Here is a 23572-nt window from a genome sequence, read left to right on the forward strand (position 1 = left end):
TGGCCTCAAAGCGCTTAAAAGGACGTTGAATTCGCATTGAATTTGCACAATGCGAAAGATCTTGCCGCGAGAGCCGCGTAATTGGAGCGATGTCGCGTCAGCTCGGGTGTATTTCAGCGACCTGCTAGTCCAGGGTTCGAACCGGTCGTGGTCGCCTGATACGTCAGACCGCTGCCCTGCGCACCCTTTACAATATACGCCTGCAAATCGGGATCGCCCTGGCTAAGGCTTTGCGCCCACACCTGCTGGCCAGCCTGGTTCACGCCATACGGTTGCCAGTCGGTCCCGTCCTGCGGCTGCGCGCCGGTCGCCACCCGCACGCCGCCCGATTCTGTATGGCCGTTTACCGTCAAGTTCATCGTCGCCATCTGGTTTTCCACGTCCTGCTCGGTGTACTTGCCGCCGCTCTCGTCAGCTAGCTTCTCTGCCAGCGTCTTTTCCTGCGCCCTACCGTCCTGATGTAGCTGCCGGTTGTAGAGGTCTGCGGATCGGGTCCAGACGTTCACACCTTCTGATCACTCCGCGCCCGTTCCATACCGAGATCGCGCCGACGACAGAAAGACCGCAGGTCAAAGCTGGATAGAGGTTGGGTTGAGCTACTACAGCTAGTGCACCGCCGCCTGTGTTGAGCAGGAATATGCCCAACGCAATGCGCCACAGCAGAGGCGTGCATCGATTCAGACACCTCGCCAGCAGCATGTAACCCACCGCAAAGCAAAGCACGTTGACGGCCGCATTTGTAGTCGCCGACAGGCGCTGCATTGTCGATGCCTGCGGAGCGATGCCGAGCGGAACCGCCCGCGGTGACAGTCATCAGCGTGAACACCACCTGATGAATCGCAAATAGGTAGAGCGCAACTTGGGCGACGGCAAAGCTATCCTCGATCGCGACCCTATCAAGTTCTGTTTCATTCATTCTCGCCATTCCTGTCTGTCGTCCTTTGCCGTGTAGCTGTCGCGCGCCTTTTTGTAGCTATTGTCGAAGGGCTTGATACCCGCCTTGCTGGCTAAATGACACGCGCCGCCGACACCGCCCAATAATGTACCGATTGACACGCATATCCAAAGCAAGGGATTAGCTAAGTCTTTGATGAAAAAGGCGCTTCCCCATATCAGCGCCAATCCGAGCACTATGCACACGTCGCGAAGTGGTTGGGCTAGGTTCCCTTCTTGCAATAGTTTCATTTGCTAGTCACCCCCTTCAGGTACTCGCCAACTTCGTTGATTACTGGACCTAGCATGGGATACCGATCCCCCAAAATGCTGCTCGGCACGCCAATAATGATGTCATCCTTGAACATGGCAGCCGGGTCCGGTCTGATTATTTGAGCAACGGCATCGGCTACCAAGCCAACCATCCCTGACCCGGCTGCCAACGAAGCTGCGGCGGGTTGGTGCACGCCGGGAACTGCAGCTGCAGCACCGGCTGCTGCGCTGATACGTCCCGCATTCGTCGAAATCATCGACGCCCCATCCGCCGTTGTACTGCGTACGAAGTTCGTATCCGACTGATCGAACTTCGTAAAGGGTCCCGAGATGTTCCACGAACCCGTGCCGGTCGGTCGGTCATAGGTGAATTGGCTCGGCACATCGCCCCGCGATGTCGAGTTGTAGTTCGCCAGAATGTAGGCCTGTAACTCAGGATCGGCTTGTGCGGTGACCTGCGTCAGGATGGGCTTGCCGTCGGCAGTCGTTCCAGCAGAAATCCATCGCGCTTCCGAATCGCTCGGGGCCTGTCCGATCAGTGTCTCGGGTGCCCCTGACTCATGATTTCCATCAGTGGAAACTCCCATGATGCGCATCTGTTCCTCGACCTGTGTCTGGGTGTACAGGCCACCGCTGTTGTCCGCCAATCGCTTGGCCAGCGTCTTCTCCTCGGAATGCATCTGCCGGTTGTAAAGATCCACGGTCGAACTGCCAAACGCGCCCGCGCCACCTACTGCCGCACCCGCGCCTGTCGCGACCACGTTCGCCACGATGTTGCCAAGCGCGGCGTTCATGTTCGCATCGCCGGTCAGGTTCGACGCCGCAATCGAATCACTGAGCTTGTTCAACTCGCCCCCCAGCTTCGAGCCGATACCCGCGCCTGCTGCACCCGCGACAGCACTGCCCACGCCGCCGCCCAAGCCCGCTACGACCGCCGCGCCCGCCGCCTGCATCTCCGCACGCTTGCTGCCGCCTTCGGCCCATGCGGAGTCACCCGTCGCCCTGGCCTGCGCGTCCGCGTAGTCCCCGATGCGCTGCGCCACCGCCTGCCCTGCGGCCTGTGCGGCGTTCATTCTGTCGCCCTGCTCGTTCAGGAGGGCGCTCACGTCAGGCAGCTTCGACACAGTACCGTTCGTGTTCGTCGTGTCCCGGGAGAGATTTGCCACGTCCTGCCTCTGGCTTGCCCCGTCCGTCACAGTGATCGCACCTGCAGTCACGGCGCTGCGCGTAGTCGCATCCGCCGATCCGCTGTCGCTCTGCGGCAACATCGGTGCTACGCCGCCCCTGTTTGACCCTGAGCCGGGGCCTACCGCCTTACCCGTATTTGCAATCCCCACGCCCGCGCTGATCCCGTTGCTCGTCGCGTCGTAGTGCGAGCGGTTCTGCACATCGCTGTATGTGAGCGTGCCGGTGCTCAAGCTGTTCTTCTCCACATCCGCAGCGCTGGAAATAACCGCACCCTTCAGGTCCGTGTTCCCCCTCACGCTGATATCGAAGCCACTACTACCCGCATTGATCCCCGCCTGCTCCTTCACGCCCGCATAGTTCGAATCTGCATGGCCGTTCTGCGCGCTGAAGCTCGCGCTGCCGCCGCCCTGGCTGATCGTGAAGCCCCCACCCGCGCTGCTCTGGTGCGCGGCGCTGTTCGTCACGTCCTGCACGCTTGCAATGTTCAGGTTGCCGCCCACGTCCGCGATCACCTTGCCACCGTTGACCTGCGAGCCGGTGATGCTCGTGTCGCTGCCCGAGATCACCGTCACGCTGTTCGCGCCGTTCACGTGCGAGGCGTTCTGGATCGCCGCGTCGCTGTTCGCATCTCCATGCGCGTTCGCCATCGCGGCCGACACACCAAAGCCGCCACCCAGCGTGTACTGCACGCCAATGCTCGCGCTACTGGAACTGTTCGAGCTGCGCGTCGAATCGGTGTTCGTGGTGTTGACCACGTCCACCTGGTTCTTCGCGGCCAGCAGCACGTCGTTCGCGCTCACGTTCGATCCGGCAATCGTGACGTTGCCGCTGCCGGGTGTACCGTCGCCCGTTGCGACGAACGCCGCCGCAGCGCCCGCCGCCACGTTCGAGCCGCGCTGGATCGTCTGGTCCTCCGAAAACCGGCTTTCACTCTTGCTGGAGCCGACGCTCAAATGAGGAACCCGGTCAGCGCGTGAGAATCATCGTCGAGCACAGCAGGCTTGTCACCACGACAGATTGAACAGTACTGCAAACAATAAACCCGGCCAACGCCGGTTTGCTATCAGGACTTGTTCTGCCCGTCGTCTTTCACTTCGTAACTCTTGCGCGCCTTTTTGTAGCTGTTGTCGAAGGGTTTTATGTGCAGAAATTTAGCGCGACTCGTCATTCCCCCAACAAGTGCAATAGCGAATCCGATAAGCAGGAGCATGCGAGCCCAGACAATGGGAAGATCGAACTCAATTGCAGTGGCAGCAAACCCAATGCCGAGGAGAATAAGAAGAAGACGCAGCCACGAACTAAGGTTTCCGTCCTCGATGAATCGAATCTTCATTGCTTTTTCCCTGTGGTGTTTGCGCCCACCTCTTTATTCATACGGTCTTGAACCGAGACTGCGGCGCTACTGGAGTTCACCTGGTTTGTTAGCTCATTAATAGCCGGCGTGAGCCCATGAAATTTGCTTGATGCGTAGTTACTCAACATTGCCGTGAAGCCGTTGAACACATATTGCGCCGAATTCGGCTGCGCGATTTGTTGGATAAAATCTGCTGCGATGCCCGTCACCGTGCTGCCAAAGGCGATGGTATCTAGGGCCGGGGCATACGGCGTCGGAAGACTGGCTCCCGCAGCGGCAGCCTGGATCACCAGCGGATTTCCGTTTGCGTTCGTCAAGCCCGTATCGATCCACTTCGCGCCCGGATCGGTTGGGGTGCGCCCGTTCAGTTCCTCGGCGGTTCCCGGCAGCACCGAGCTACCATCCGCGGACGACAGGCCCATGAGCCGCAACTGGTCTTCCACCTGCGCCTGCGTGTACTGGCCGTTGCTTTTATCGGCAATATTTTTCGCCAGTTTTCGCTCGTCCGGGTGAAGCTGCCGGTTGTACAGGTCTAGCGCCCCCGCCGAAACGCCCCGTTCAGCAGCAGTTTTAAAACGGCCCGATATCGTCGAGTACTTCGGCTCGGGTTAGGCGACCGATGCGCAACAGAACATCAACTTCGTCACCTTCGCTTACTCTTTGATATTTCCAATCTGGTGGCCCAATCACAAACAAGTGGCCATCCACGTCCACCTCCAGCATATTTCTAGCCGGCACCTTGACCAAAAGCCGACCTTGCTGCTCGGTGTGTTCCGGCACGACGAATTTTCGTGTTACCCGGCCCTTCTTTGTTGCCGGACTCACGACACTGAAGTTGAGTAAGCCAAGTGAGATTTTGAAAACGATGAAAATTAGCAATAGCCCTATAGCGAAAAATAGGCACCCGACAACGGCGCTTAGACCGCCTTGATTGACCAGTTCGAACGGAAAAACTAGCAAGCGACTCATTAGAGCGATCTCATTTTGAGGAATTCGGATTGTTCAAGCTATTCTGGACCTTCGTTTGCGCTGGCCCTGAGAGAATTTGGACAACGTGGTTTGCAATATTGCCCGTGAGACCGGGGAGCCAAATTTGCGCTGCCGTGCCAACGCCATACGCGGTTGCCGAAGTCGCTGCGGAAGCGGACGGGTCGCTCGATGGATTGACCATTCCCCCCCCAGCGAACGCTCCCGTCGCGCTTACAAGCCCATTGTAGGTGCCGACCGCGATCTTCGCTCCGATACCACTTCCAAGTGTATCCAGAGGAAGCCCAAGTGGTGTCAAGGCGGCGGCCGCACCTCCAACTATCAGAGACTTCCCAGCGTTCGGGGCGTCGCTGCTCGTGTGGGTAAGGTAACTGATCGCGTCACCTGAGAAATCGTAGGCGGTATTGAGAGCCCAAGCTCCTGCGAGCAATGGCGAAACAGTACCGACTGCGACCATTGCGAGAGCGCCTCCTGCTGCAACACCAACTTGCGGGTGAGCGTCGTGTCCTGGAAGGGCCTGTTGTTCCGGCGAGAGCGAATGGTCCGCGTTGCCATAGAGGAACGGACTGTTGTACTCAGTTGGCGCCGCACGGAACATGCTTCCACCTTTCTGGCTGATGAACGCCGTCGCGTACTGGTTTCCGTCCGGCGCCGGTCCTGCGCTTGCTGCCGCATCAACCAACCGGTAGCCGCTTGCCAACAACATCTGCTGCGCCTGGTCAGCCGTGATCGTCTGTCCGGTCTGATCTTTGTAGAACTGCGCGAATTTGCTTGCGTTCTCCTTCGCCCACTGCCGCTCGTCCGGGTGAAGCTGCCGGTTGTACAGGTCCGCATTGGCCGCCGTGGTCGCGCCCACACCCCCACCAACCAGCGCGCCACCAACACCCGCCGCCACGTTCGACGCCAGACTGCCCAGCAGCGTTGAGCCAGTACTGTCCGCGATTCCCTTCGACAGACTGTCCAGTTGATTCGCCAGCGCTGCCGACAGCCCTGCTCCGGCCGCCCCCTGCAGCGCCGGCCCGACACTGCCGCCACCCAGCCCGCCCAGCAGCGCTCCGCCCCCGATATGCAGCGTTACACGGTTACTCCCACCCTCAGCCCACGAATCCGCGACCGCCTGGTACTGAGCGGCCAGCTCCAGATTGCCCGCCTTTGTCGCCGCATCCGCCTGATCCTGGGCCTCCCTGTACTTGCCCTGCGCATACGTGCCAATCCCCTGCGCAATCACCTGACCCGCCGCTCGCGCCGCCTGCATCGTGTCGGCCTGCTGGTTCAGGATCTCGTTCACGTCCGGCGTTTTCGACACCATGCCGTTCGTGCCGGTCGTGTCGCGGCTCAGGCTCGCCACGTCCTGTGTCTGGTTCGTCGCGTCGGTAATCGTGATCGTACCCGCGCCAATGGCGCTCCTCGTCGTCGCGCTTTCGTCGCCCGCCTGCGATGCAAACGTCGGGATCGCCCCGCCCGGCGTCGAGCCGGGGCCGATCGCCTTGCCCGTCGAATCTAGCCCGCCACCCACACTGATGCCACTGCTGTTGGCGCTGTAGTGCGACTGGTTCTCGATATCGCCGTACGTCAGCGTCCCGGTCGTCAGGCTGTTTTGTGCTGCGTCGGCCGCACTCGTTTTCACGCCGCCCTTCAGGTCCGTGTTCCCCCTCACGCTGATATCGAAGCCACTACTACCCGCATTGATCCCCGCCTGCTCCTTCACGCCCGCATAGTTCGAATCTGCATGGCCGTTCTGCGCGCTGAAGCTCGCGCTGCCGCCGCCCTGGCTGATCGTGAAGCCCCCACCCGCGCTGCTCTGGTGCGCGGCGCTGTTCGTCACGTCCTGCACGCTTGCAATGTTCAGGTTGCCGCCCACGTCCGCGATCACCTTGCCACCGTTGACCTGCGAGCCGGTGATGTTCGTGTCGCTGCCCGAGATCACCGTCACGCTGTTCGCGCCGTTCACGTGCGAGGCGTTCTGGATCGCCGCGTCGCTGTTCGCATCTCCATGCGCGTTCGCCATCGCGGCCGACACACCAAAGCCGCCACCCAGCGTGTACTGCACGCCAATGCTCGCGCTACTGGAACTGTTCGAGCTGCGCGTCGAATCGGTGTTCGTGGTGTTGACCACGTTCACCTGGTTCTTCGCGGCCAGCAGCACGTCGTTCGCGCTCACGTTCGAACCGGCAATCGTGACGTTGCCGCTGCCGGGTGTACCGTCGCCCGTTGCGACGAACGCCGCCGCAGCGCCCGCCGCCACGTTCGAGCCGCGCTGCGTCGTCATGTCCTCCGACGACTGGCTTTGACTCTTGCTCGAACCGATGCTCACCTTGATGCCGATATCGGGCTTCCCACCATCGGCAAGGGCCTTCACTCCCGCGCCTGCCATTGCCGCATCGCTCCCCGCTGCAATCGCATGCAGCGCCGCCGCGCGATCGTTGCCGCTGTCTGCAGAATGGCTGACGGCGCGACCTTCCGAATACGCATTGTTGATCGCATCGCCCACCGAACCGGCGAGGCCAATCGTCACGCCGCTACTGCTGGTCTTTTGCGTCTGCGCCTGGTGTGCGGAATCGGTGGCCGAATCGATGATGATGTTCGAGGCCATGCCCGTGACGTTGCCACCCGCCAGCAAGTCACTACCCGTCACATGCAGCGTATTGCCCGCCTGGATCGCCAGATTGCCGTTGATCGACCCCACCGTACTCGCGTTGTTCGTGACACTCGACTGCTGATCAGTCTTCGCGAGCTTGCTGGTGCCGACCGTCACCGTCAGGCCGCTCGTGCCCAGGCCCGTGCGCTTCTCCGCATAGCTGCCCGAGGACTGCATGGTGTCCTGCGTCGTGCCGATGTTCACGTCATGCGCGGCAGCGAGCGCCACATCGTTCGTCCCGACAACCGTGCTGCCGTTCACATTGATATCGTGGCCGCCCGAGATCGACACGCTATCCGCCGAAATCGTGCTGCCCTGCGAGCGCGTGACGGTCGTATCGCGCGAACTCGCCACCGCCTTGCCGCTGACCACGTTGCTGTGGCTGTGCTGCTCCTGCGAGTTATCGACGCGCGTTTCGGTCGCCGCGCCGATATTGACATCGCCCGTTGCTGCAAGTGCCAGCGTACCCTTGTCGAGGTTGACCGAGCTGCCGTTGATGTCGATGTTCTTGCCCGACACCACCGCGAGTGAATCCCCCGCATTGAGCGTGGTCGCCGTCAACGCATCGTGCGATCTGTGCGACGACTCCGAGTAACTGCCGTGACCGTCGCTGCCGGAACTATTGCTGTCGATGGTCGAGGTTGCCTTCGCCGCATCGAGCGTGACGTCGCCCTTCGCCGCGATGGTGCCCCCGCCGCCCAGGTTGAGGTTCGCGCCGCTCGCCGTCAGGTCGCCGCCCACGCCAATCACCGAGACGCCGCCCACGTTCACGGTGCTGCCCGTCACGCTGTTGATGTTCGTGTCCGACACGCCATTCGCGCGCTCGACCACCTTGTGTTCGCCCGTCTGCACCGTGCCAATATCGTAGTTGCCGCCCACTGCCATGCCGAGGTTGCCGCCGATATTGAGGTTGGCCCCGTGCTGCTCGAAGTTGCCTCCTGTGATGATCGCCGCATCGCCCGCCACGTTCAGGCTCGCAACTGGCCCCAACGTCGTGTTCACGCGCGTGGCGCCTGTGGCGCTCACCTGGTTGAGCGTTTTCGTGGCCGTGTCGAGGATCACGTTGCCGCCCGCGTTGAGCACAAGACTCCCGGCGTTCACCTTCGCAGAGGTCAGATCGACGTTGTCTGCTGTGGCCAGCGCCATGAGGCCGCCGCTAGTGAGCGCGCCGAACGCGTTGTTGATCGACTGGCCGTCGATCTGCATCGAGTTCGCCGCCTGCACCGTGCCGCTGTTCGTGAAGGTCTGCGCGTTCTTGAGGTCGATATCGGTCGCCGCGATGAGCGGCCCGTCCATGTTCTGCTGGCTCGCCTTCGCGAGATAGACCACGGGCACGAGCACGGATTGTCCGTCCACAACCTGCGTCTGCATGATGATGACGTTGCTCGTGAGTTGCGCCACCTGCTCGGGCGAAAGGCTCATGCCGAGCGGCAGGTCCAGCGACTTCGAAAGCGACGCGCCCGCCGCAAGCATCGCTTCGTACATCGACTGGAGATCGGTATAGGGCCCAAGGACGGCCTTGCCGGTGAGCGACGTGATCTGGTTGCGCACGAGTTGCTGCTCGTAGAAGCCATCGCCCAGGCGCTTTTCGGTCGTCTGCGGATTCAGGCCAAGCTGTTGCAGGTAATAGTCGCTCGAGATGAACGCTTTCTGGCTCGTGAACGCTGGGTTCGTCTCGATCAGGTAGCTCACACCGGGCGTGCTCACCGGCCTGAAGAGACCGCCCTGGGGGATCGTGAGGTTTTGCAGCACGTTCTGTGCGGTCGCGCTCGGGATGACCGGATCGACCCTGCTCCCGCCGCCCTTGACCGAGGCCGTGCCGCCCTTCGTGCCGCCGGCATTGCCGCTCACCGCGCCGATATCCGCACCGGTCAGCGACTGGCCAGCGGCAAGCCCGAGTGAGGGAATGCCCGCGTTGCCTGCCGTGTTGTCGATGCGGATGCCCGCCCCGGAGAGCGTGCCGCCCGCAACAAAGCTCGACTCGTAGGCCGGCAGCGCGTAGTTGCGGATGTCTGCGGGTGCGGCCTGCGTATAGCCGCCCGGATGGTTGGTGACGAACCCGGCATCACCGAACGGCAACTGCCAGTTGTGCTCGCTGTTGTCGTAGTTGTCGTAGTGATACTGGCCCGAGTACGTAACCTGCACGCCGGGTGCGGCCTGAACCCGCCAGCTATTCTGGTCGAGCGAGACAGGCGCAGCGATGTTGGCGACTGCCGCGACCGCGCTCCAGTAGTTCTGGAACAGGCCCACCGACGAGGCATCAAGAGTGCCACCAGCAATGATCTGCGCCTGCGGGCTGATGCCGGCAATCAGGTTCGCCACCGCGACGCCCGTATAGGTCGTGTACTGGTACGTGCTGTTCCACTGCCCGCCATGCGGCGGGTCGGTCGGCACACCGCCGATCATCGTCGGATCGCCCTTTGAACCCAGGACCTGCGGATTACCCGGCCCGCACGCGGCCATATAGGTCGCGACGCACCCGGACAGGCTGATGCCAAGCTGTTCCAGCAGCGCGGGATCGACAGGCTGATTAAGGCCGGTCGTCGTCATCACGCGCCGCGTGTTCGTCACCTGGTCGGCGTGCAGCTCCATGTCGCCCGCCGATTCGACCAGCGCCGACTGATTGCGGATCAGCGCCGCGTTGGTGTAGTGCCCGTTCGCATCCTTGCCGCCCGCCAGCACGACTTTGCCCAGGCCATAGATCGCGGTCGTCGCCTGTGAATCGGTGGCCGTGGTGTCGTCGCGGTTCTCGATATCGTTCGCAAGCAACTCCAGCGTGCCGTTGCTGTCCGTTGCACCGATGAGCGCGGCTGGCCCCACATTGGTCAGGCTGCGGTTCGCATACAGCGATACGCTGCCACCCACCATGGCGCCCGTGTTCTGCAGTGTGCCCGAGTGCGTGGTGAGCGTGCCGCCCGCCATCATGGTCCCGCTATTGAAGATGTCGCCTGCGTCGACGCCGAGGTTGTTGGCCGCCTCCACCAGCGCCGCATTGGTGAACGTTCCTGGCAGCGTGAAGATGAGGTCGTGACCGGCGTTGAACTGCACATCGGACGTGGGCGCGAAATCGCCCTGCATGTTGATCGCCACGTCATTGGCTGCGCTGTACGCGCCGCCGCCCGTGAGCGTCGATGCCCTCACCGCGAGGTCGTGGGTCGCGCCGATCTGGCCGCTGGTGTTGTTGATCGCGCCCGTGGTCGTGATCGTCACATCACCGGTCAGGCCCGCGACGTTGCCGATCGCGCCGCTGGTGTTGTCCAGGCTATCGCCCGTCACCGCGACGTTCGCGCCGCTCACCTGAGCGCCGCGGGTGTTCAGGATCGACGACGCATTGACGTCGAGATTGCCGTTGCCCGTGACCTGGCCACCCGCGTTCAGGAGTTCGCTGCCGCCCTGGACAGTCGTGTCGCCCCTGCCGAGGTTGCCGATCACACCACGCGTGTTGTCAGTGGACGCACCCCGTACGGCGAGCATGCTGGCGTCGCCCGCCGCCCCGGTGCCGGACTGGATCTGGCCGTTCACGTTCGTCAGCGCACCGCCGCTGTCGATGGAAGCGGACGCGAGCGAGCGCATCACACCCTGCGTGTTGTTCAGGACACCCACGATGGTGGCCGAGAGATAGCCCTGCGCAGCAAATACGCCCGACGCGTTGTCGAAGCTCCCCGCGTTCGCGACGAGTTCGCCCGCCGTGATGATCCTGCCGCCCACATTCGAGAGCGCACCCGCGCCGTTGCCCGGTGCAATCGTGAACGAGCCCGTGCCGGCGTGGAGGATCGAGCCTCCGTTGTTGTTGAGCGCCCAGGGCGTGAGCGAGAAGTCGGTGCTGCTGGTTTGCAGCGTACCGCCCGACGAGTTGTCGAATGTCCCGCTGATGTGCAGGCCCTTCGGCACCGCGTGGTATTGCGTGATCGTGCCGCCGTGGTTCAGCAGGTCGGTGGCGGAGAGCGCGAGCCGGTTTGACTCGATATCGCCTCCGCTGTTGTCCAGCGTGTCGGCGGTCGAGATCGTGAGGTTTGGCGCGACGACCTTGCCGCCGCTGTTCGTCATCGAACCGGTGTGGATCGTCCCGCTGGCGCCCGCGCCAAGCTGGCCGGCATCGTTCGTGAGTGTGGTGCTTGTGACGCTCAGGTCCGTGTTCGACAGTACCTTGCCGCCGGTATTGTCCAGCGCGCCGCTGACCGTCGCCGCGACGCCGCGCTGTCCGCTGACCGAACCCGCCGTATTGTTGAGCGAGCCCGCCTGGGCCACGACATTCCCGTTGCTGGTGATCGCACCGCCGGCGTTCGATACCGCGCCCGCGCCGTTGCCCGCGCTGACCGTCAGCGTGCCCGTACCGGCGTGCGCAATCGCGCCGGCGTCGTTATCAACCGATGCCCCCGTTACGCTCAGGTTCGTGGCGTTCGATGCGATCTGCCCGCCATTCGAATTGTCCAGCCTGCCGCCCGCGCTCACCGTCTGCGCGCTGCTGCCCGTCTGCGTGATCACGCCGCCTTCGTTGTTGAGGTCTCCTGGCGTCGAGACTGCTACGGTATCCGCATCGATGTTGCCCTTCGCGTTGTCGATAGACGCACCGATGGCCGTCACGGTCGTACCCGAGAGCGTGCCGCCTGCGTTGGATAGCGACCCGGTCGCGGTAGCCGTCAACGCATCGCCCGCGCTCGCCGAGCCGCTATTGTTCAGGTTCCATGCGTTCAGGATGGCGTTATGCAGCGCGCTCACCTGCCCCGCGTTCCTGAAGGTGTAGGCGCTGATCTGCACGTTGCCATTGCCGCCGATCACGCCACCCACGCTGTTCAGCAGCGTGCCAGTCACACCGAGGTTCAGGCCGTCGCCGTTCAGTGAGGTAATGCGGCCTGCCGTGTTGTCCAGAGACGTGCCGGACAGCGAAAAACCCATCGCGCTCTGCATCGTGCCTTGGCCGTTGGCGACGGCCCCACCGCTGCGCACCTGCATCGCGCCCTGCGAAACGAACACACCGGCCTGGTTCGACACGTCACCTGTCGCCGTCGCGTTGAGCGGCCCCTGCGCCGAGACATTGCCGCCCTGGTTCGAGAGCCTGCCCGCGTTGAGCGTCACGGCACCGCCCGTCATCGCGCCGTGGTCGTTGACCATCGCGCCCGATGCCTGCGCGTTCACTGCGCCTTGGGCGCTCGTCGTCGCGCCCGAGAGATTCAGGTCGCCTGCGTTCGCCGTGAGCGACAGGTTGCCGTTCGCCGCCGTTTCGCTGCCTGCGAGATTGACCGACACGCCCGAAAGCGACGCATCGCCGCCCGCGACGTTATGGCCCGTGGCTGAAAGCGCGCCCGACGAATCAACATTCAGATTCGCCATCTGCGTCACCGCGCCATCGCCGTTCACGCCCGCGGCGAGCGAACCGGTCGAATTCACCGTCGCCGCACCCGCATCGAGTGCGCCCTGCGCCGCGAGTGTGCCGCTGTTCGTGAGATCGCCTGCGGTAATCGCCGCAAGCGAGCCCTGCGCGTAAGTGGTGCCGGTGTTCGTAATACCGGTATTCGAGTTCACGGCGACGTTGCCGCTTGCGGTCGTCCTGCCTGTAAGCAGGACGCGGCCATCCGAACGCAGCGTAAAGTCGCCCGCCTGGGCGGCGATTACGCCCGCGTTCGACACGCCCACGCCGTGCTCGTTGGACCCCAGATAGATCTTGCCCGCGTACATACCGCCCAGCTGGCTGACGTCAATCGAGACCGGCGCAGGAACGCCATTGCCCGCGATCGGCGTCGCCGCGAGCGTATCGTGATTGACGTTGTTCGCGCCGGCGATGACGTTCAGGCTGTTGGCATAGACCGCCGCATTGATTTGCACGGCTCTTGCCAGTAAATCCACCTGATCGACATTCGACGCGTTAAAGCCCGCGCCCTGGACGGCGATATTGCCGCCCGTGACGTTGTAGCCCGTGAGCGCGCCGTTTGCGTCGAGTTGCGGGACACCGGTCGTCAGAACGGCACGGTTCGTATTGATGAAGCTGCCACCGTTGACGGAAATCCCCGATGGATTGGCCAGCACGACCGTGGCCCGCCGACCTGCAACTTCGAGTGGGCCATTGAACTGCGAAGGGTTGGCACTGTTGACCTGGTTGACGATGATCCGCGACGACTGGCCCGCAACATAGTTCGGATTGCCATTGATCTGCCCCGCCAGCTGCGTATTCGCGATCGTCGGCGAATTGTTGAGAATCGCGCCGCGCTGCTGGACGTCGAACTGCGAGTAGCTGTTCATCGACACGCCAGCGCCCGAAGGGCGGTTGACGTTCACCTGCGGCAGGCCATTGGGCGTGTCGATGACGCCGGGCGCATGGGCACCCGATGGAACGATCTGGGCGTGCGCGAGCAGCGGTGCCCCGCCCAGCAGCAACACGGCCGCCGCCACAGCGGCCTCGCCGCGCCCCCGTTTGCCACATGCCGTTGCGCACTCTTCGACTGCGACGAGCATGTTGTGCGCACGGCTAAACACCAGCCTGTAAATCTTGTTCATCGTCGCCCGACACTTTCATTTGATCAGGCGATTCTGGTCAGGCGGCTATCTCAAAACACGTCAAAAATTGTCAAAACGGCGATGTCGCAGAAGTTTCAGATTTGTCTTAGATGTATTGACCCGTTGCGCATGAGACTTGTCGCAAACAGACAACGGCAACATCGGGTTACAAACGAGCAAGGCGTCGCGCTACGCTTCGCCCTCGCCGAACACCTCCGCACAAAACGCCCGCCCCTCATCCGACAGACTCGCCGTGCCGGTCCCGTCTTCGGCCTGCGTCGTCACCACCAGGCCGCTGTCCACGAGCGCCGTGAGTTGCCTGCGCAGTCCGCTCATCGGCACGCCGGCCTGCTTCGAGAGTTTCGCGAGCGACCACGCCCGGCCCTGAGTCTCATGCCGCGCGTGCTTCTCGCACTCCGCGCGCCACAACTGCTCGAGCACAGCAATCAGCACCGGGTCGACGCCCGACTCGTCTGCGTCGTCATCGTCGCGCTCTTTATCTGCGTTCATCGTCTGTCTCCTCATGCCATCTTCGCGGCCATTTCGCCTAGCGTCTTCAGTGCGGCTTCGGTCTGCGCGTTCCATGGGTAGCTGTAGTTCAGCCGGATGTAGTGGTGATACTCGTTGCGCATCGAGAACATGTAGCCGGGCCCGATGGTAATGCCCTGCGCGAGCGCCGCCTGATAAAGCCGCATCGAATCGACGCGCGGCGGCAGTTCCACCCACAGCACGTAGCCGCCTTGCGGCTCCGAGGTGCGCGTGCCCGCCGGAAAGAAGCGCTCGACCATCGCCCGCATGAGTCGCGCCTGTTGCCGGTAGAAGCGCCGCACGCGGCGCAGGTGCCGGTCGTAGCCATCGTGGCGCAAGTAGTCGGCCAGCGCCACCTGGGGAACCGAGGGTGTCGTGAGCGTATTGAGGAACTTGAGCTTCTCGACCTGCGCGCGGTAGCGCCCCGGCAGCGCCCAGCCGATGCGGTACGAGGCGGAAAGGCTCTTCGAAAACGAGGCGCAATGCAGCACGAGGCCGCGCGTGTCGAACTGCTTGAGCGTGGAAGGCCGCGTCTGTCCGAAGTACAGCTCCTGATAGACGTCGTTCTCGATCACGGGCAAGTCGTGCGCCTCGGCAAGCGCCACGAGCCGCGCCTTGTTTGCGTCGGGCATGCGAAAACCCAGCGGATTCTGGAAGTTCGGCATCACCATGCAGGCCGCGACCTTCTGGCGCGTCAGCACGCGCTCGAGCGCGTCGAGGTCGATGCCGGTATCCGCGTGCGTGCTCACTTCAATGGCGCGCATGCCCAGACGCTCGATGGCGTGCAGCATCGCGTAGTAGGTCGGCGACTCGACGGCCACTGTGTCGCCCGGCTTGGCCACGGCTTGCAGGCTCAGGTTGATCGCCTCGGTGGCGCCCACGGTGATGACGATTTCCTCGGGATCGACGTTCACGCCGTTTTCGGCGTAGCGCCGCGCGATCTGGCGGATCAGCTCGGGGTTGCCGGGCGGCAGGTCGTCGATGAGGTTCCAGCTCGCATGGCGGCGCGCAATCGCGTTGGCGTACTGGTTGATGCGCCGCCAGGGGAACAGCGCCGGGTCCGGGTACGGCGAGCCGAGCGGCACGGCGTCCTGCGCGCCGATGCTGCGCAGCGTGGAAAGCACGAGCCGGCTCACGTCCACGTTGGCGGGCACGGGCTGCCTCGGCGCGCTGGCGCGGCGCGGCTTGCCCGGGGAGACGGCGTCCTTGCCCTGTGCGCCTCGTGCGTCCGCCGCGCCGCGCCCTTGCGGCGCACCCACGCGCGCGCGCACGAAATAGCCCGATTGCGGCCGCGACTCGATCACGCTGCGGCTTTCCAGCAGCGCATAAGCGCGCAGCACCGTCTTGATGCTCACGCCGTGCTGCTGGCTCGCGCGCCGCACGGAGAGAATGCGCTCGCCGGGGCCGAACACGCCGCGGCGCACGGCGGCTTCGATATCGTCGGCGAGTTGCTCGTAGCGGGTCACGTTCGGGTTGCGTTCGATCAGGCGAAAGGGTGAGGCCACGCGCGCGGGGCCGATCCCGGCAAGTCTATGACAAAACGCCGCAACTGTATCCCTTGCTTTTTGGTTTTTCTGTGATCTCCGGGGGCACAGGAACACAGTAGCCTTGAGTCATCGGGCAGACCGCCCTGGAAAACGAAAAGCCAACCGCATCATGAAGAAGCCGCAAGGTCGCATCGAGCCGTATCACCACCCCGCCGCCGGCTGGGGCGCGCTCAAGCAGGTCGCCATCAACCTGATCAAGGAAAAGGTGACGGGCGGCAACTACCGCACGCTGCTCAAGCAGAACCAGCCCGACGGCTTCGACTGCCCCGGCTGCGCATGGCCCGACCGCGAGCACGCGTCCACGTTCGAATTCTGCGAAAACGGCGTGAAGGCCGTGGCGGCGGAGGCGACCAGCAAGCGCGTGACGCCACAGTTCTTCCAGGAGCACACAGTTAGCGAGCTGATGGCCCAGTCGGACTACGAGCTGGAGCAGCACGGCCGCCTGACCGATCCGCTCGTCTACGACGCGCTGCAGGACCGCTACGTGCCGATCGAGTGGAACGACGCATTCAAGCTGATCGCGAAGCACCTCAACGCGCTCGACGACCCGAACCGCGCCGCGTTCTACACCTCGGGCCGCGCGAGCAACGAGGCCGCGTTCCTCTACCAGCTGTTCGTGCGCATGTACGGCACGAACAACTTCCCCGACTGCTCGAACATGTGCCACGAAGCCACGAGCCGCGGCCTGCCGGGCACGGTGGGGATCGGCAAGGGGACGGTCACGCTGGACGACTTCGAGCACGCCGACACGCTGCTCATCTTCGGCCAGAACCCGGCGACGAACCATCCGCGCATGCTCGGCGAGTTGCGCGATTGCGCGAAGCGCGGCGCGACCATCGTCTCGATCAATCCGCTGAAAGAGCGCGGGCTGGAGCGTTTCGCCAGCCCGCAGCACACGCTCGACATGCTCTCGCCCAAGGGCGTGCAGATCAGTTCCGTGTTCATCCGCCCGCGCGTGGGCGGCGACTTCGCGCTGATCAAGGGCGTGGCGAAGCGCGTGATCGAACTCGACGACGAAGCGCTCGCGCAAGGCACGGAGCGCGTGCTCGACGTCGATTTCATCGCCGAACACTGCGTGGGCTTCGACGCCTTCGCCGCCGACCTGCGTGCCGAGTCGTGGAACACCATCGTCGCCGAAGCGGGCGTGCCGATCGAAGAAGTGCTCAAGCTCGCCGACATCTACGTGAAGGGCCGCGCCGTCATCTCGACGTGGGGCATGGGCCTCACGCAGCACAAGAATTCGGTGGCGACGATCCAGTTGCTGTCGAACCTCATGATGATGCGCGGGAATATCGGCCGCCGCGGCGCGGGCCTGTGCCCCGTGCGAGGCCATTCGAACGTGCAGGGCGACCGCACCGTGGGCATCGAGGAAAAACCCACGCAGGCGTTCCTCGACCGCCTCGGCAAGGCCTACGATTTCGAACCGCCGCGCGAGCACGGCTACGACGTCGTGGAAACCATCCACGCGATGCTCGAAGGCCACGTGAAGGTGTTCATCGGTCTGGGCGGCAACTTCTCGATCGCCACGCCCGACACGCCGCGCACGTGGGAAGCCATGCGCGCGTGCGCGCTCACGGTGCATGTGACCACGAAGCTCAACCGCAGCCACCTCGTTCACGGCCACGACGCGCTCATTCTGCCCACGCTCGGCCGCACCGAGATCGATCTGCAGAACGGCGTGCCGCAAGGCGTGAGCGTCGAGGACTCGATGAGCATGGTGCATATCTCCTACGGCATGAACCGGCCCGCTTCGACGAACCTGCTTTCGGAAATCGCGATCGTCGCGCGCATGGCGCACGCCACGCTCGGCAGCGACAAGGTGGACTGGCTCGACCTCGCCGCCGACTACGCGAAGATCCGCGACGGCATCGAAAAAGTGTTCGACGGTTTCGAGAACTACAACGAGCGCCTGAAGCATCCGGGCGGCTTCCACCTGGGGGTGGCCTCGCGCGACCGCGTGTGGAAGACGCCGAGCAACAAGGCACAGTTCGTGGTGCACGCCATCACGCTCGATACGCCCATTCACCGCGCGCGCGCCGAGCATGGCCCGCGGCTCATGACGCTCATGACCACGCGCTCGCACGATCAGTACAACACGACGATCTACGGTCTCGACGACCGCTATCGCGGCGTGTACGGCCTGCGCCGCGTGCTGTTCGCGAACCGCGAAGACATGACGATGCTCGGCTTCGAGCCCGGCCAGCACGTGGACATCACGAGCGTGTGGGACGACGGCGTGGAGCGCCACGTCGAAGACTTCATGCTGGTGGAGTACGACATTCCGCGCGGTTGCCTCGGCGCGTACTATCCCGAGACCAATCCGCTCGTGCCGCTTTCGTCGATTGCTGACGGCGCGGGCACGCCGACTTCGAAGTCGATTCCGGTGCTGCTGACCCCGGCGAAGGCTAACGATCACGCCATCGCGGCGTGATGTCTGATCCGAAGGCCCCGGCAATGGCGCCGGGGCCTTTTTGCGTGCGCTGCGCTTAGCTCGCGAGCTTGCGGAACGTCTCGAGCACCGCTTCTCCCTTGAACGGCTTCACGATCCAGCCGCGCACGCCGGCCGCCTTACCGCGCTCCTTCATGGCCGGGCTGCTTTCCGTGGTCAGCATCACCACGTTCACGGCCGTATTCGCGAGTTCGCTGCGGATCTTCTCGACCATCGTGAGGCCGTCCATGTTCGGCATGTTCACGTCGCTCACCACGAGCTTCACGCCCGGATTCGAGCGCAGTTTCGCGAGGCCATCCTTGCCGTCCACGGCCGTATCGACGTCCAGACCGTTTTTGCGCAGAAAGCCGGCCACTTCGTCGCGCACCGTGCTCGAATCGTCCACCACCAGAATCTTTGCCATGTTGTCCCTCTCTGTTGCGCCGCGTAGGGCGCGCATTTGATCAAAATAATTCGAGTTCGCCGCTCGCCTGTTCTTCAACGGCAGCGGCTGCGGCCTGCGCGGCCGTCTCGTCAAAGCCTTCGCGCGACCAGCCGAGGCTGAACACGAAACGCTGGTCGATCACGACTTCGCGGCCCGTATCCGGGCACGTGAGCCGGTACTTGATGCACAGCTGCGGGTTATCCGAGCCAAACGACAGATAGCGCCGCCGATGATTGATGAGCAGCGGCACCTGCACCTGCGCGCGCCCCCAACCCGCCTCGCCGGCCGCGTGTGCGTTGCCCAGATAACGGTTGCGGAACGCCCCCCACACGAGATTCGTGAGTTCGGCGAGCACGCCGTTCACGTCGCGGAAGTCGCTCGCCTCGTCGCGGCCCGCGCGCGGCGGCAGCAGCTCGATCAGCGGCGTCTCCTCAGTCTGCATGAGAAGCCAGCCGCGGCACCATGCGGTCTCGATCGGAATGAGCGTCAACACCTCGCCGAAGATGATGCGGTCACGCACGATGCTCGGCGTGTCCCAGTTCACTTCGAGTCCGGCAAAGAGGCCACGCAGGCGCCCGAGCGTCATGTCGGTGATGCCGTCCACGAGCGGGTCCGGATAGTCGTGCGAGAACACGTGCGCTTCGAGCGCCGCGATCAGCGTGGCGGGATCGCTGTCGTGCCAGCTGGCGCACGGCAGGCGGCGCAACGGCTCGGGCAACGCATCGTCCTGCTCGCTTGCCGCGCGCCGCAGCACGACGGGCAGTTCGGGGCGCTCCGCTTCCAGCGCGACGGCCACCGCCGCCGCGGCTTCGAGCGAGCCGCCAAAGTCCTCGCCGAGCAGCACGCCGCCCAGATCGTAATGCGTCTTCAGCGCCGCCGAGAGCGCGTCGCGTCGCACCGGCACGCACACGCAATCGTGTGCGGCTGCGATTCGCGCGATCGCCTCGGCGCGCGCCGTGTCGCTTTCCAGCAGCAACAGCTTGCTGACTGGCTTGTTCGCGTTCATGTTTCCGTTCTCTGCCTTCAAAACAATTCGAGTTCGCCCGCGCTGTCGTGCACTTCGACCGCTGCGGTGCTCGCCACGAAATCGAGCGGCGCATGCGTGCAGACGCACAGCGTGGCGCCCAGACGGACGTCGTGATCGATCGTGAGCGCATACGACTGCACGTAATCCGGCTTCAGTTCGCGCAGATACGGCAGGCATCCACTGCTGAGCGCATAGGGCGTGGACATGCCGAGGTCGGGGAAATGCTCGACCAGCTGCTGGTTCATAGCCCCGCAGCACAGATTGCCGAACTCCATGAAGCATTCGGTGAGCGCGCGCGAGGTGTCGCCCACGTAGTAGCGCTGCGTGCGCTCGTCGTCTTCGAAGTGCAGCAGCAACAGCAGGCGGAACTGCATCGACGAAATCGTCAGCACAACCAACTGCTCGCCCTGGGGCGCGTCGCCCGTACGCGGCTCGATTTCGCAGCTGTGCTGCGCATCGGCCACGAGACGCATGCGCGCCGCCGCGAAAAAAATCCGCTCGATGCTGTCCTTCGCGTGCGTGCCGATCATGCGTGCGCCCCGGCGCGCGTCGCTTCGAGCTGGTGATGCAGCTGCTGCGTCGACGCTTCCACGCTCGCGAGCGTCGCCGCGATCATCTTGCCGCCCGCCTGAATGTCCTGGAACGTCGCGGCCGTGATGAGGTCGTTGCGGTTCAGGCTGTCGCGATAGCTCTTCGAAAGGTCCTGCGAGCGCGTGGCGAGCGAGCGCACTTCGCCCGCCACGATCGAGAAGCCGCGGCCGGCCGCGCCCGCGCGCGCCGCTTCGATCGAAGCGTTGAGCGAGACGATCAGCACATGGCTCACGATCGACGACAGCTCCTGGTTCTTCTTGTGCATGTCGTTGTTCTGCGCCATCAGCGAGATCATTTGCTCGTGCCAGCGCTCGAACGTCGACGACATGAGCTTCAGCCGCGAAGCCTCGCTCGCGATGCGCGCCGCGTGCTGCATGGCGTCGTCACGCTGCGCGCGCTCGCCGGCGAGCGCCGCTTCGAGTGCGTCGGCCACGGACCGGCGCTGCGCGAGTTCCGCGCGCAGCGACTCGATTTGCGCAGCCAGCCCTTCGTGTTCGCGCGCCGCGTCTTCCTGCTGCGCCGCGTGGTGCGCCTGAGCCTGTGCAAGCACGGCCGCATGCGCGGCATCCTGCGCGCGCGCTGCCTCACGTGCCTGCGTTTGTGCGCGCTTGCCCCACGCGACGGCCAGGCCGGCCGCCACGGCGACGAGCGCCGCGCCTTCGATCAAATACGGTAAGACCACTTCCACCCCCGCCATGCGCTAGCCCGCCAGCGCTTCCTCTTGCTTTGCCTGCGTTGCATCCGTCATCTTTACGGCCCACTGCTGCGGCAAACGCACGACGGTCTGGAAATGCCGGTAATCGGCGCCTGCACGGTCATCGGTGAAACGCAGTTCGATGGCGCCGCCCTCGCGTTCGAGGAAATCGCGCACCGCGTCCATGCCCACGCCGCGGCCCGAGACTTCGGTCACGCTCGCCGCCGTCGAAAAACCGGGGCGGAAAATGAACGCCGCGATCACGTCGTCGCTCACCGCTTCATACGCCTGCAGCCAGCCGCGCTCCACCGCAATGCCGCGAATGCGCGCGAGCGCGAGGCCGCGGCCGTCGTCGGCGAGCGTCAGTTGCAGCGCACCGTTGTGCACGTTCACGTCGATGTCGATATGACCCGACTCGTCCTTGCCGATCGCGCGGCGTTGCGCCGGCATTTCAATGCCGTGGTCGAGCGAGTTGCGCAGCAGGTGCATGAACACGTTCTTCACCGTGCCGGCGGCCTCGCTGCGCAGACGATAACCGTTGTCGGCGATCTGCACCACCGGTTCGACCTTGCCGAGTTCCAGGGCGAGCGAGGGCAGCGAACCGGTCACGCCCGCGAGCGCATCGGCCACGCGCTCGGTGCCGATGGCGCGCAGCGTGGCGCGCAGTTCGGCGCGCATCGCACGCAGTGCGGGCAGGTCGTTGTCGTCGGTGCGATCGACGATGCGCAGCGTCTCTTCGATCGCTTCGCGTGTGACCGTGAGGCTCGCCGCGCCGTTTTGCGCGCCAGCCGCACGCGGGCCGCGCCCGAGGCTCACTTCGTTGATGCTCGTATAGTGCTCGAGCGCCGTCTTCACGCGCTCCAGATCGTCGATGAGCGCCTGCTGGTCCCACGTGTGGCTCGTGTCTTCGCGGCGCAACGCGTCGTAGCGCTGCTCGACTTCGTGCACCACGCCCGTGAGATGCTGCAGGCTGTAGGTGCGCGCATTGCCCTTGATCGTATGCATGTTGCGGAACAGCGCGGCAATCGCGCTCGTGTCCGCGCAGTCGTGCTGGCGAATGATGTGCTCGTTCTCGTGAATGAAGCTCGTCGAGCTTTCCACGAAGTGATGGAACTTCTCTTCGCTCACCGCGAGAATTTCGCCGATCATTTCGAGGCGGCGCTTCTGCTCGCCCGCTTCGGCCGCGAGTTCGCGCAGCTCCGTCACGTCGCGCACGCACAGCATGAGGCGCACGACCACGTCGTTTTCGTCGGTGATCGCCGACCAGCTCAGGTCGAGCACCTTCGCGCGGCCATCGGGCAGCGTACGCGTGATCTCGTTCACGAGCAGATGCTGATTGAACGCGAAGTTCACGTCGTCTTCGCCAAGGCACGCGTGCACGGCGGCGTCGATCTGCGCGAGGGTGTCGGCGTCGAGATCCGTATGCGAGAACACGAGGTCCATCAGCGAACGGCCCGCAATCTCGTTCGTTTCGAAGATTGCCTCTAGATACGCCGAATATTCGTTGTGGATCGTCGCGCCTTCCACCACCGTGAGAATGCCCTGCTGCATGTTCTGCAGCATCGCCTGAATGTCGGCGGTCTTGCGCTTGAGCTGCGCGGAGCTCTGCTGGATCTTCTCGATCATGCCGTTGAAGGCGACGATCGAATGACCGATTTCGTCCATGCGGCCCACGGGCACGCGGCGCGTGAAGTCCTGGCTCGATGCGATCTCGCTCATCATGGCCTGCATGCGCGAAAGCGGCCGGGTGATCTGGCGGTACAGCAGCGCGCCGATGAGCGTGAGCAGCAGGACCGCGCCGCCCGTCACGCCGGCAATCGCGCTCGTCGTGGTGTCGAGCGTGCCGTTGAGCGTACGGATGGCGTCGTCCTTCTGGCGGTTCTTTTCCACGCGCATCGTCGTGACGATGCCTTCGAGTTCGTCGCGGTACTGCGCGACGTTCGCGAAGAGATAGGCCTGCGCGAGTTCGTTCTTGCCGCTCGCCTTCATCTTCGCGGTGTCGTCGATCGCGGAGAAGTAGTTCGCGAGGCTTTCCTGGGCCTGCGAAACCAGGCCTTCCTGCGCGTGGCTGGCTGCCGCCTTGCGCTGCACGTCGAGCGCGGCGCGCAGCGCGGCTTCCTTGTCCTTGAGTTCGTTTTGCGCGAGCGACGCCACCGTGGCGTCGGGTGCGTAGACGAGCGTCATGGTGGCGAGCTGCACGTCTTTCACGAGCGACACGAGGTCGGATGAAGCGAGAGCGCTCGGCACGACGCCCTGGGTAACCTGGCGGACGTCGGTGGCGCTGCGGCGGGCCTGCAAGGCCGCGTAGCCGCCGATGGCGGACAGCGCGACGAACATCAGGACGATGAGTAGCGTGATGCGGTGACGAATGGTCATGTCGAAATCCCCGGGCCTTCGTCGCGCCGGCTGCGCTATGGTTGCGCAGCTCGGGACACGTTGGCCAATTT

Annotated in this window: 16 protein-coding genes; 1 reads left to right on the forward strand and 15 read right to left on the reverse strand. The window is 64.0% G+C overall.

Annotated features, from left to right (window positions below; translation table 11 throughout):
* Positions 1 to 113 precede the first annotated feature (113 nt).
* From AB4Y42_RS33565 to AB4Y42_RS33610, 10 genes are all read right to left on the reverse strand, one after another.
* On the reverse strand, positions 114 to 506 hold the full coding sequence (locus AB4Y42_RS33565) for a hypothetical protein (RefSeq protein WP_368696533.1): 393 nt from the start codon (positions 504 to 506) through the stop codon (positions 114 to 116).
* Positions 503 to 916 (reverse strand): hypothetical protein, encoded by a 414-nt coding sequence (locus AB4Y42_RS33570; RefSeq protein WP_368696534.1) that lies wholly within the window; start codon positions 914 to 916, stop codon positions 503 to 505. The genes AB4Y42_RS33565 and AB4Y42_RS33570 overlap by 4 nt, the downstream gene beginning before the upstream one ends.
* A complete protein-coding gene (locus tag AB4Y42_RS33575; RefSeq protein WP_368696535.1) occupies positions 913 to 1185 on the reverse strand; it encodes a hypothetical protein in 273 nt (90 codons plus the stop codon). The genes AB4Y42_RS33570 and AB4Y42_RS33575 overlap by 4 nt, the downstream gene beginning before the upstream one ends.
* Positions 1182 to 3347, reverse strand: coding sequence for a hemagglutinin repeat-containing protein (locus AB4Y42_RS33580; protein WP_368696536.1), 2166 nt, complete (start codon positions 3345 to 3347; stop codon positions 1182 to 1184). Before AB4Y42_RS33580 ends, AB4Y42_RS33575 begins: the two co-directional genes overlap by 4 nt.
* 110 nt (positions 3348 to 3457) lie before the next feature.
* On the reverse strand, positions 3458 to 3727 hold the full coding sequence (locus tag AB4Y42_RS33585; RefSeq protein WP_368696537.1) for a hypothetical protein: 270 nt from the start codon (positions 3725 to 3727) through the stop codon (positions 3458 to 3460).
* Positions 3724 to 4191: a hypothetical protein gene (locus tag AB4Y42_RS33590; protein WP_368696538.1), complete on the reverse strand. Its 468-nt coding sequence runs from the start codon at positions 4189 to 4191 to the stop codon at positions 3724 to 3726. Before AB4Y42_RS33590 ends, AB4Y42_RS33585 begins: the two co-directional genes overlap by 4 nt.
* 127 nt (positions 4192 to 4318) lie before the next feature.
* Complete coding sequence (locus tag AB4Y42_RS33595) at positions 4319 to 4717, reverse strand: hypothetical protein (RefSeq protein WP_368696539.1); 399 nt, start codon at positions 4715 to 4717, stop codon at positions 4319 to 4321.
* Positions 4718 to 4727: 10 nt separating this feature from the next.
* A complete protein-coding gene (locus AB4Y42_RS33600; protein WP_368696540.1) occupies positions 4728 to 13865 on the reverse strand; it encodes a hemagglutinin repeat-containing protein in 9138 nt (3045 codons plus the stop codon).
* Between the two features lie 189 nt (positions 13866 to 14054).
* Entirely contained in the window at positions 14055 to 14375 is a 321-nt protein-coding gene (locus AB4Y42_RS33605; protein WP_368696541.1) for an ArsR family transcriptional regulator, read from the reverse strand.
* 11 nt (positions 14376 to 14386) lie between these two features.
* Entirely contained in the window at positions 14387 to 15859 is a 1473-nt protein-coding gene (locus tag AB4Y42_RS33610) for a PLP-dependent aminotransferase family protein (RefSeq protein WP_368696611.1), read from the reverse strand.
* Between the two features lie 190 nt (positions 15860 to 16049).
* Between AB4Y42_RS33610 and AB4Y42_RS33615 the strand changes: the two genes are divergently transcribed.
* Positions 16050 to 18371 carry an FdhF/YdeP family oxidoreductase gene (locus tag AB4Y42_RS33615; RefSeq protein ID WP_368696542.1) on the forward strand — a complete coding sequence of 774 codons (2322 nt, stop codon included), beginning with the start codon at positions 16050 to 16052 and terminating at the stop codon, positions 18369 to 18371.
* 55 nt (positions 18372 to 18426) lie between these two features.
* Here the strand turns inward: AB4Y42_RS33615 and AB4Y42_RS33620 are convergent, their stop codons facing one another.
* The 5 genes from AB4Y42_RS33620 to AB4Y42_RS33640 are packed head-to-tail and all read right to left on the reverse strand — an operon-like array spanning position 18427 to position 23501.
* On the reverse strand, positions 18427 to 18792 hold the full coding sequence (locus AB4Y42_RS33620) for a response regulator (protein ID WP_028229743.1): 366 nt from the start codon (positions 18790 to 18792) through the stop codon (positions 18427 to 18429).
* Between the two features lie 40 nt (positions 18793 to 18832).
* On the reverse strand, positions 18833 to 19819 hold the full coding sequence (locus tag AB4Y42_RS33625; protein ID WP_368696543.1) for a chemotaxis protein CheX: 987 nt from the start codon (positions 19817 to 19819) through the stop codon (positions 18833 to 18835).
* 17 nt (positions 19820 to 19836) lie between these two features.
* Complete coding sequence (locus tag AB4Y42_RS33630; RefSeq protein WP_368696544.1) at positions 19837 to 20370, reverse strand: hypothetical protein; 534 nt, start codon at positions 20368 to 20370, stop codon at positions 19837 to 19839.
* Positions 20367 to 21128: a methyl-accepting chemotaxis protein gene (locus AB4Y42_RS33635; RefSeq protein ID WP_368689180.1), complete on the reverse strand. Its 762-nt coding sequence runs from the start codon at positions 21126 to 21128 to the stop codon at positions 20367 to 20369. Before AB4Y42_RS33635 ends, AB4Y42_RS33630 begins: the two co-directional genes overlap by 4 nt.
* A gap of 3 nt (positions 21129 to 21131) precedes the next feature.
* Complete coding sequence (locus tag AB4Y42_RS33640) at positions 21132 to 23501, reverse strand: HAMP domain-containing protein (RefSeq protein WP_368689179.1); 2370 nt, start codon at positions 23499 to 23501, stop codon at positions 21132 to 21134.
* Positions 23502 to 23572: the final 71 nt, after the last annotated feature.

It is taken from the genome of Paraburkholderia sp. EG286B (assembly GCF_040965655.1).
In the GTDB taxonomy this organism is placed as follows: domain Bacteria; phylum Pseudomonadota; class Gammaproteobacteria; order Burkholderiales; family Burkholderiaceae; genus Paraburkholderia.

Bases quoted from the DNA above. Each gene is read 5' to 3' on its own strand.
- AB4Y42_RS33570 (WP_368696534.1), bottom strand. From the start codon at position 916: ATGAATGAAACAGAACTTGATAGGGTCGCGATCGAGGATAGCTTTGCC.
- AB4Y42_RS33575 (WP_368696535.1), bottom strand. From the start codon at position 1,185: ATGAAACTATTGCAAGAAGGGAACCTAGCCCAACCACTTCGCGACGTG.
- AB4Y42_RS33585 (WP_368696537.1), bottom strand. From the start codon at position 3,727: ATGAAGATTCGATTCATCGAGGACGGAAACCTTAGTTCGTGGCTGCGT.
- AB4Y42_RS33595 (WP_368696539.1), bottom strand. From the start codon at position 4,717: ATGAGTCGCTTGCTAGTTTTTCCGTTCGAACTGGTCAATCAAGGCGGT.
- AB4Y42_RS33600 (WP_368696540.1), bottom strand. From the start codon at position 13,865: ATGAACAAGATTTACAGGCTGGTGTTTAGCCGTGCGCACAACATGCTC.
- AB4Y42_RS33605 (WP_368696541.1), bottom strand. From the start codon at position 14,375: ATGAACGCAGATAAAGAGCGCGACGATGACGACGCAGACGAGTCGGGC.
- AB4Y42_RS33615 (WP_368696542.1), top strand. From the start codon at position 16,050: ATGAAGAAGCCGCAAGGTCGCATCGAGCCGTATCACCACCCCGCCGCC.
- AB4Y42_RS33620 (WP_028229743.1), bottom strand. From the start codon at position 18,792: ATGGCAAAGATTCTGGTGGTGGACGATTCGAGCACGGTGCGCGACGAA.
- AB4Y42_RS33625 (WP_368696543.1), bottom strand. From the start codon at position 19,819: ATGAACGCGAACAAGCCAGTCAGCAAGCTGTTGCTGCTGGAAAGCGAC.
- AB4Y42_RS33630 (WP_368696544.1), bottom strand. From the start codon at position 20,370: ATGATCGGCACGCACGCGAAGGACAGCATCGAGCGGATTTTTTTCGCG.
- AB4Y42_RS33635 (WP_368689180.1), bottom strand. From the start codon at position 21,128: ATGGCGGGGGTGGAAGTGGTCTTACCGTATTTGATCGAAGGCGCGGCG.
- AB4Y42_RS33640 (WP_368689179.1), bottom strand. From the start codon at position 23,501: ATGACCATTCGTCACCGCATCACGCTACTCATCGTCCTGATGTTCGTC.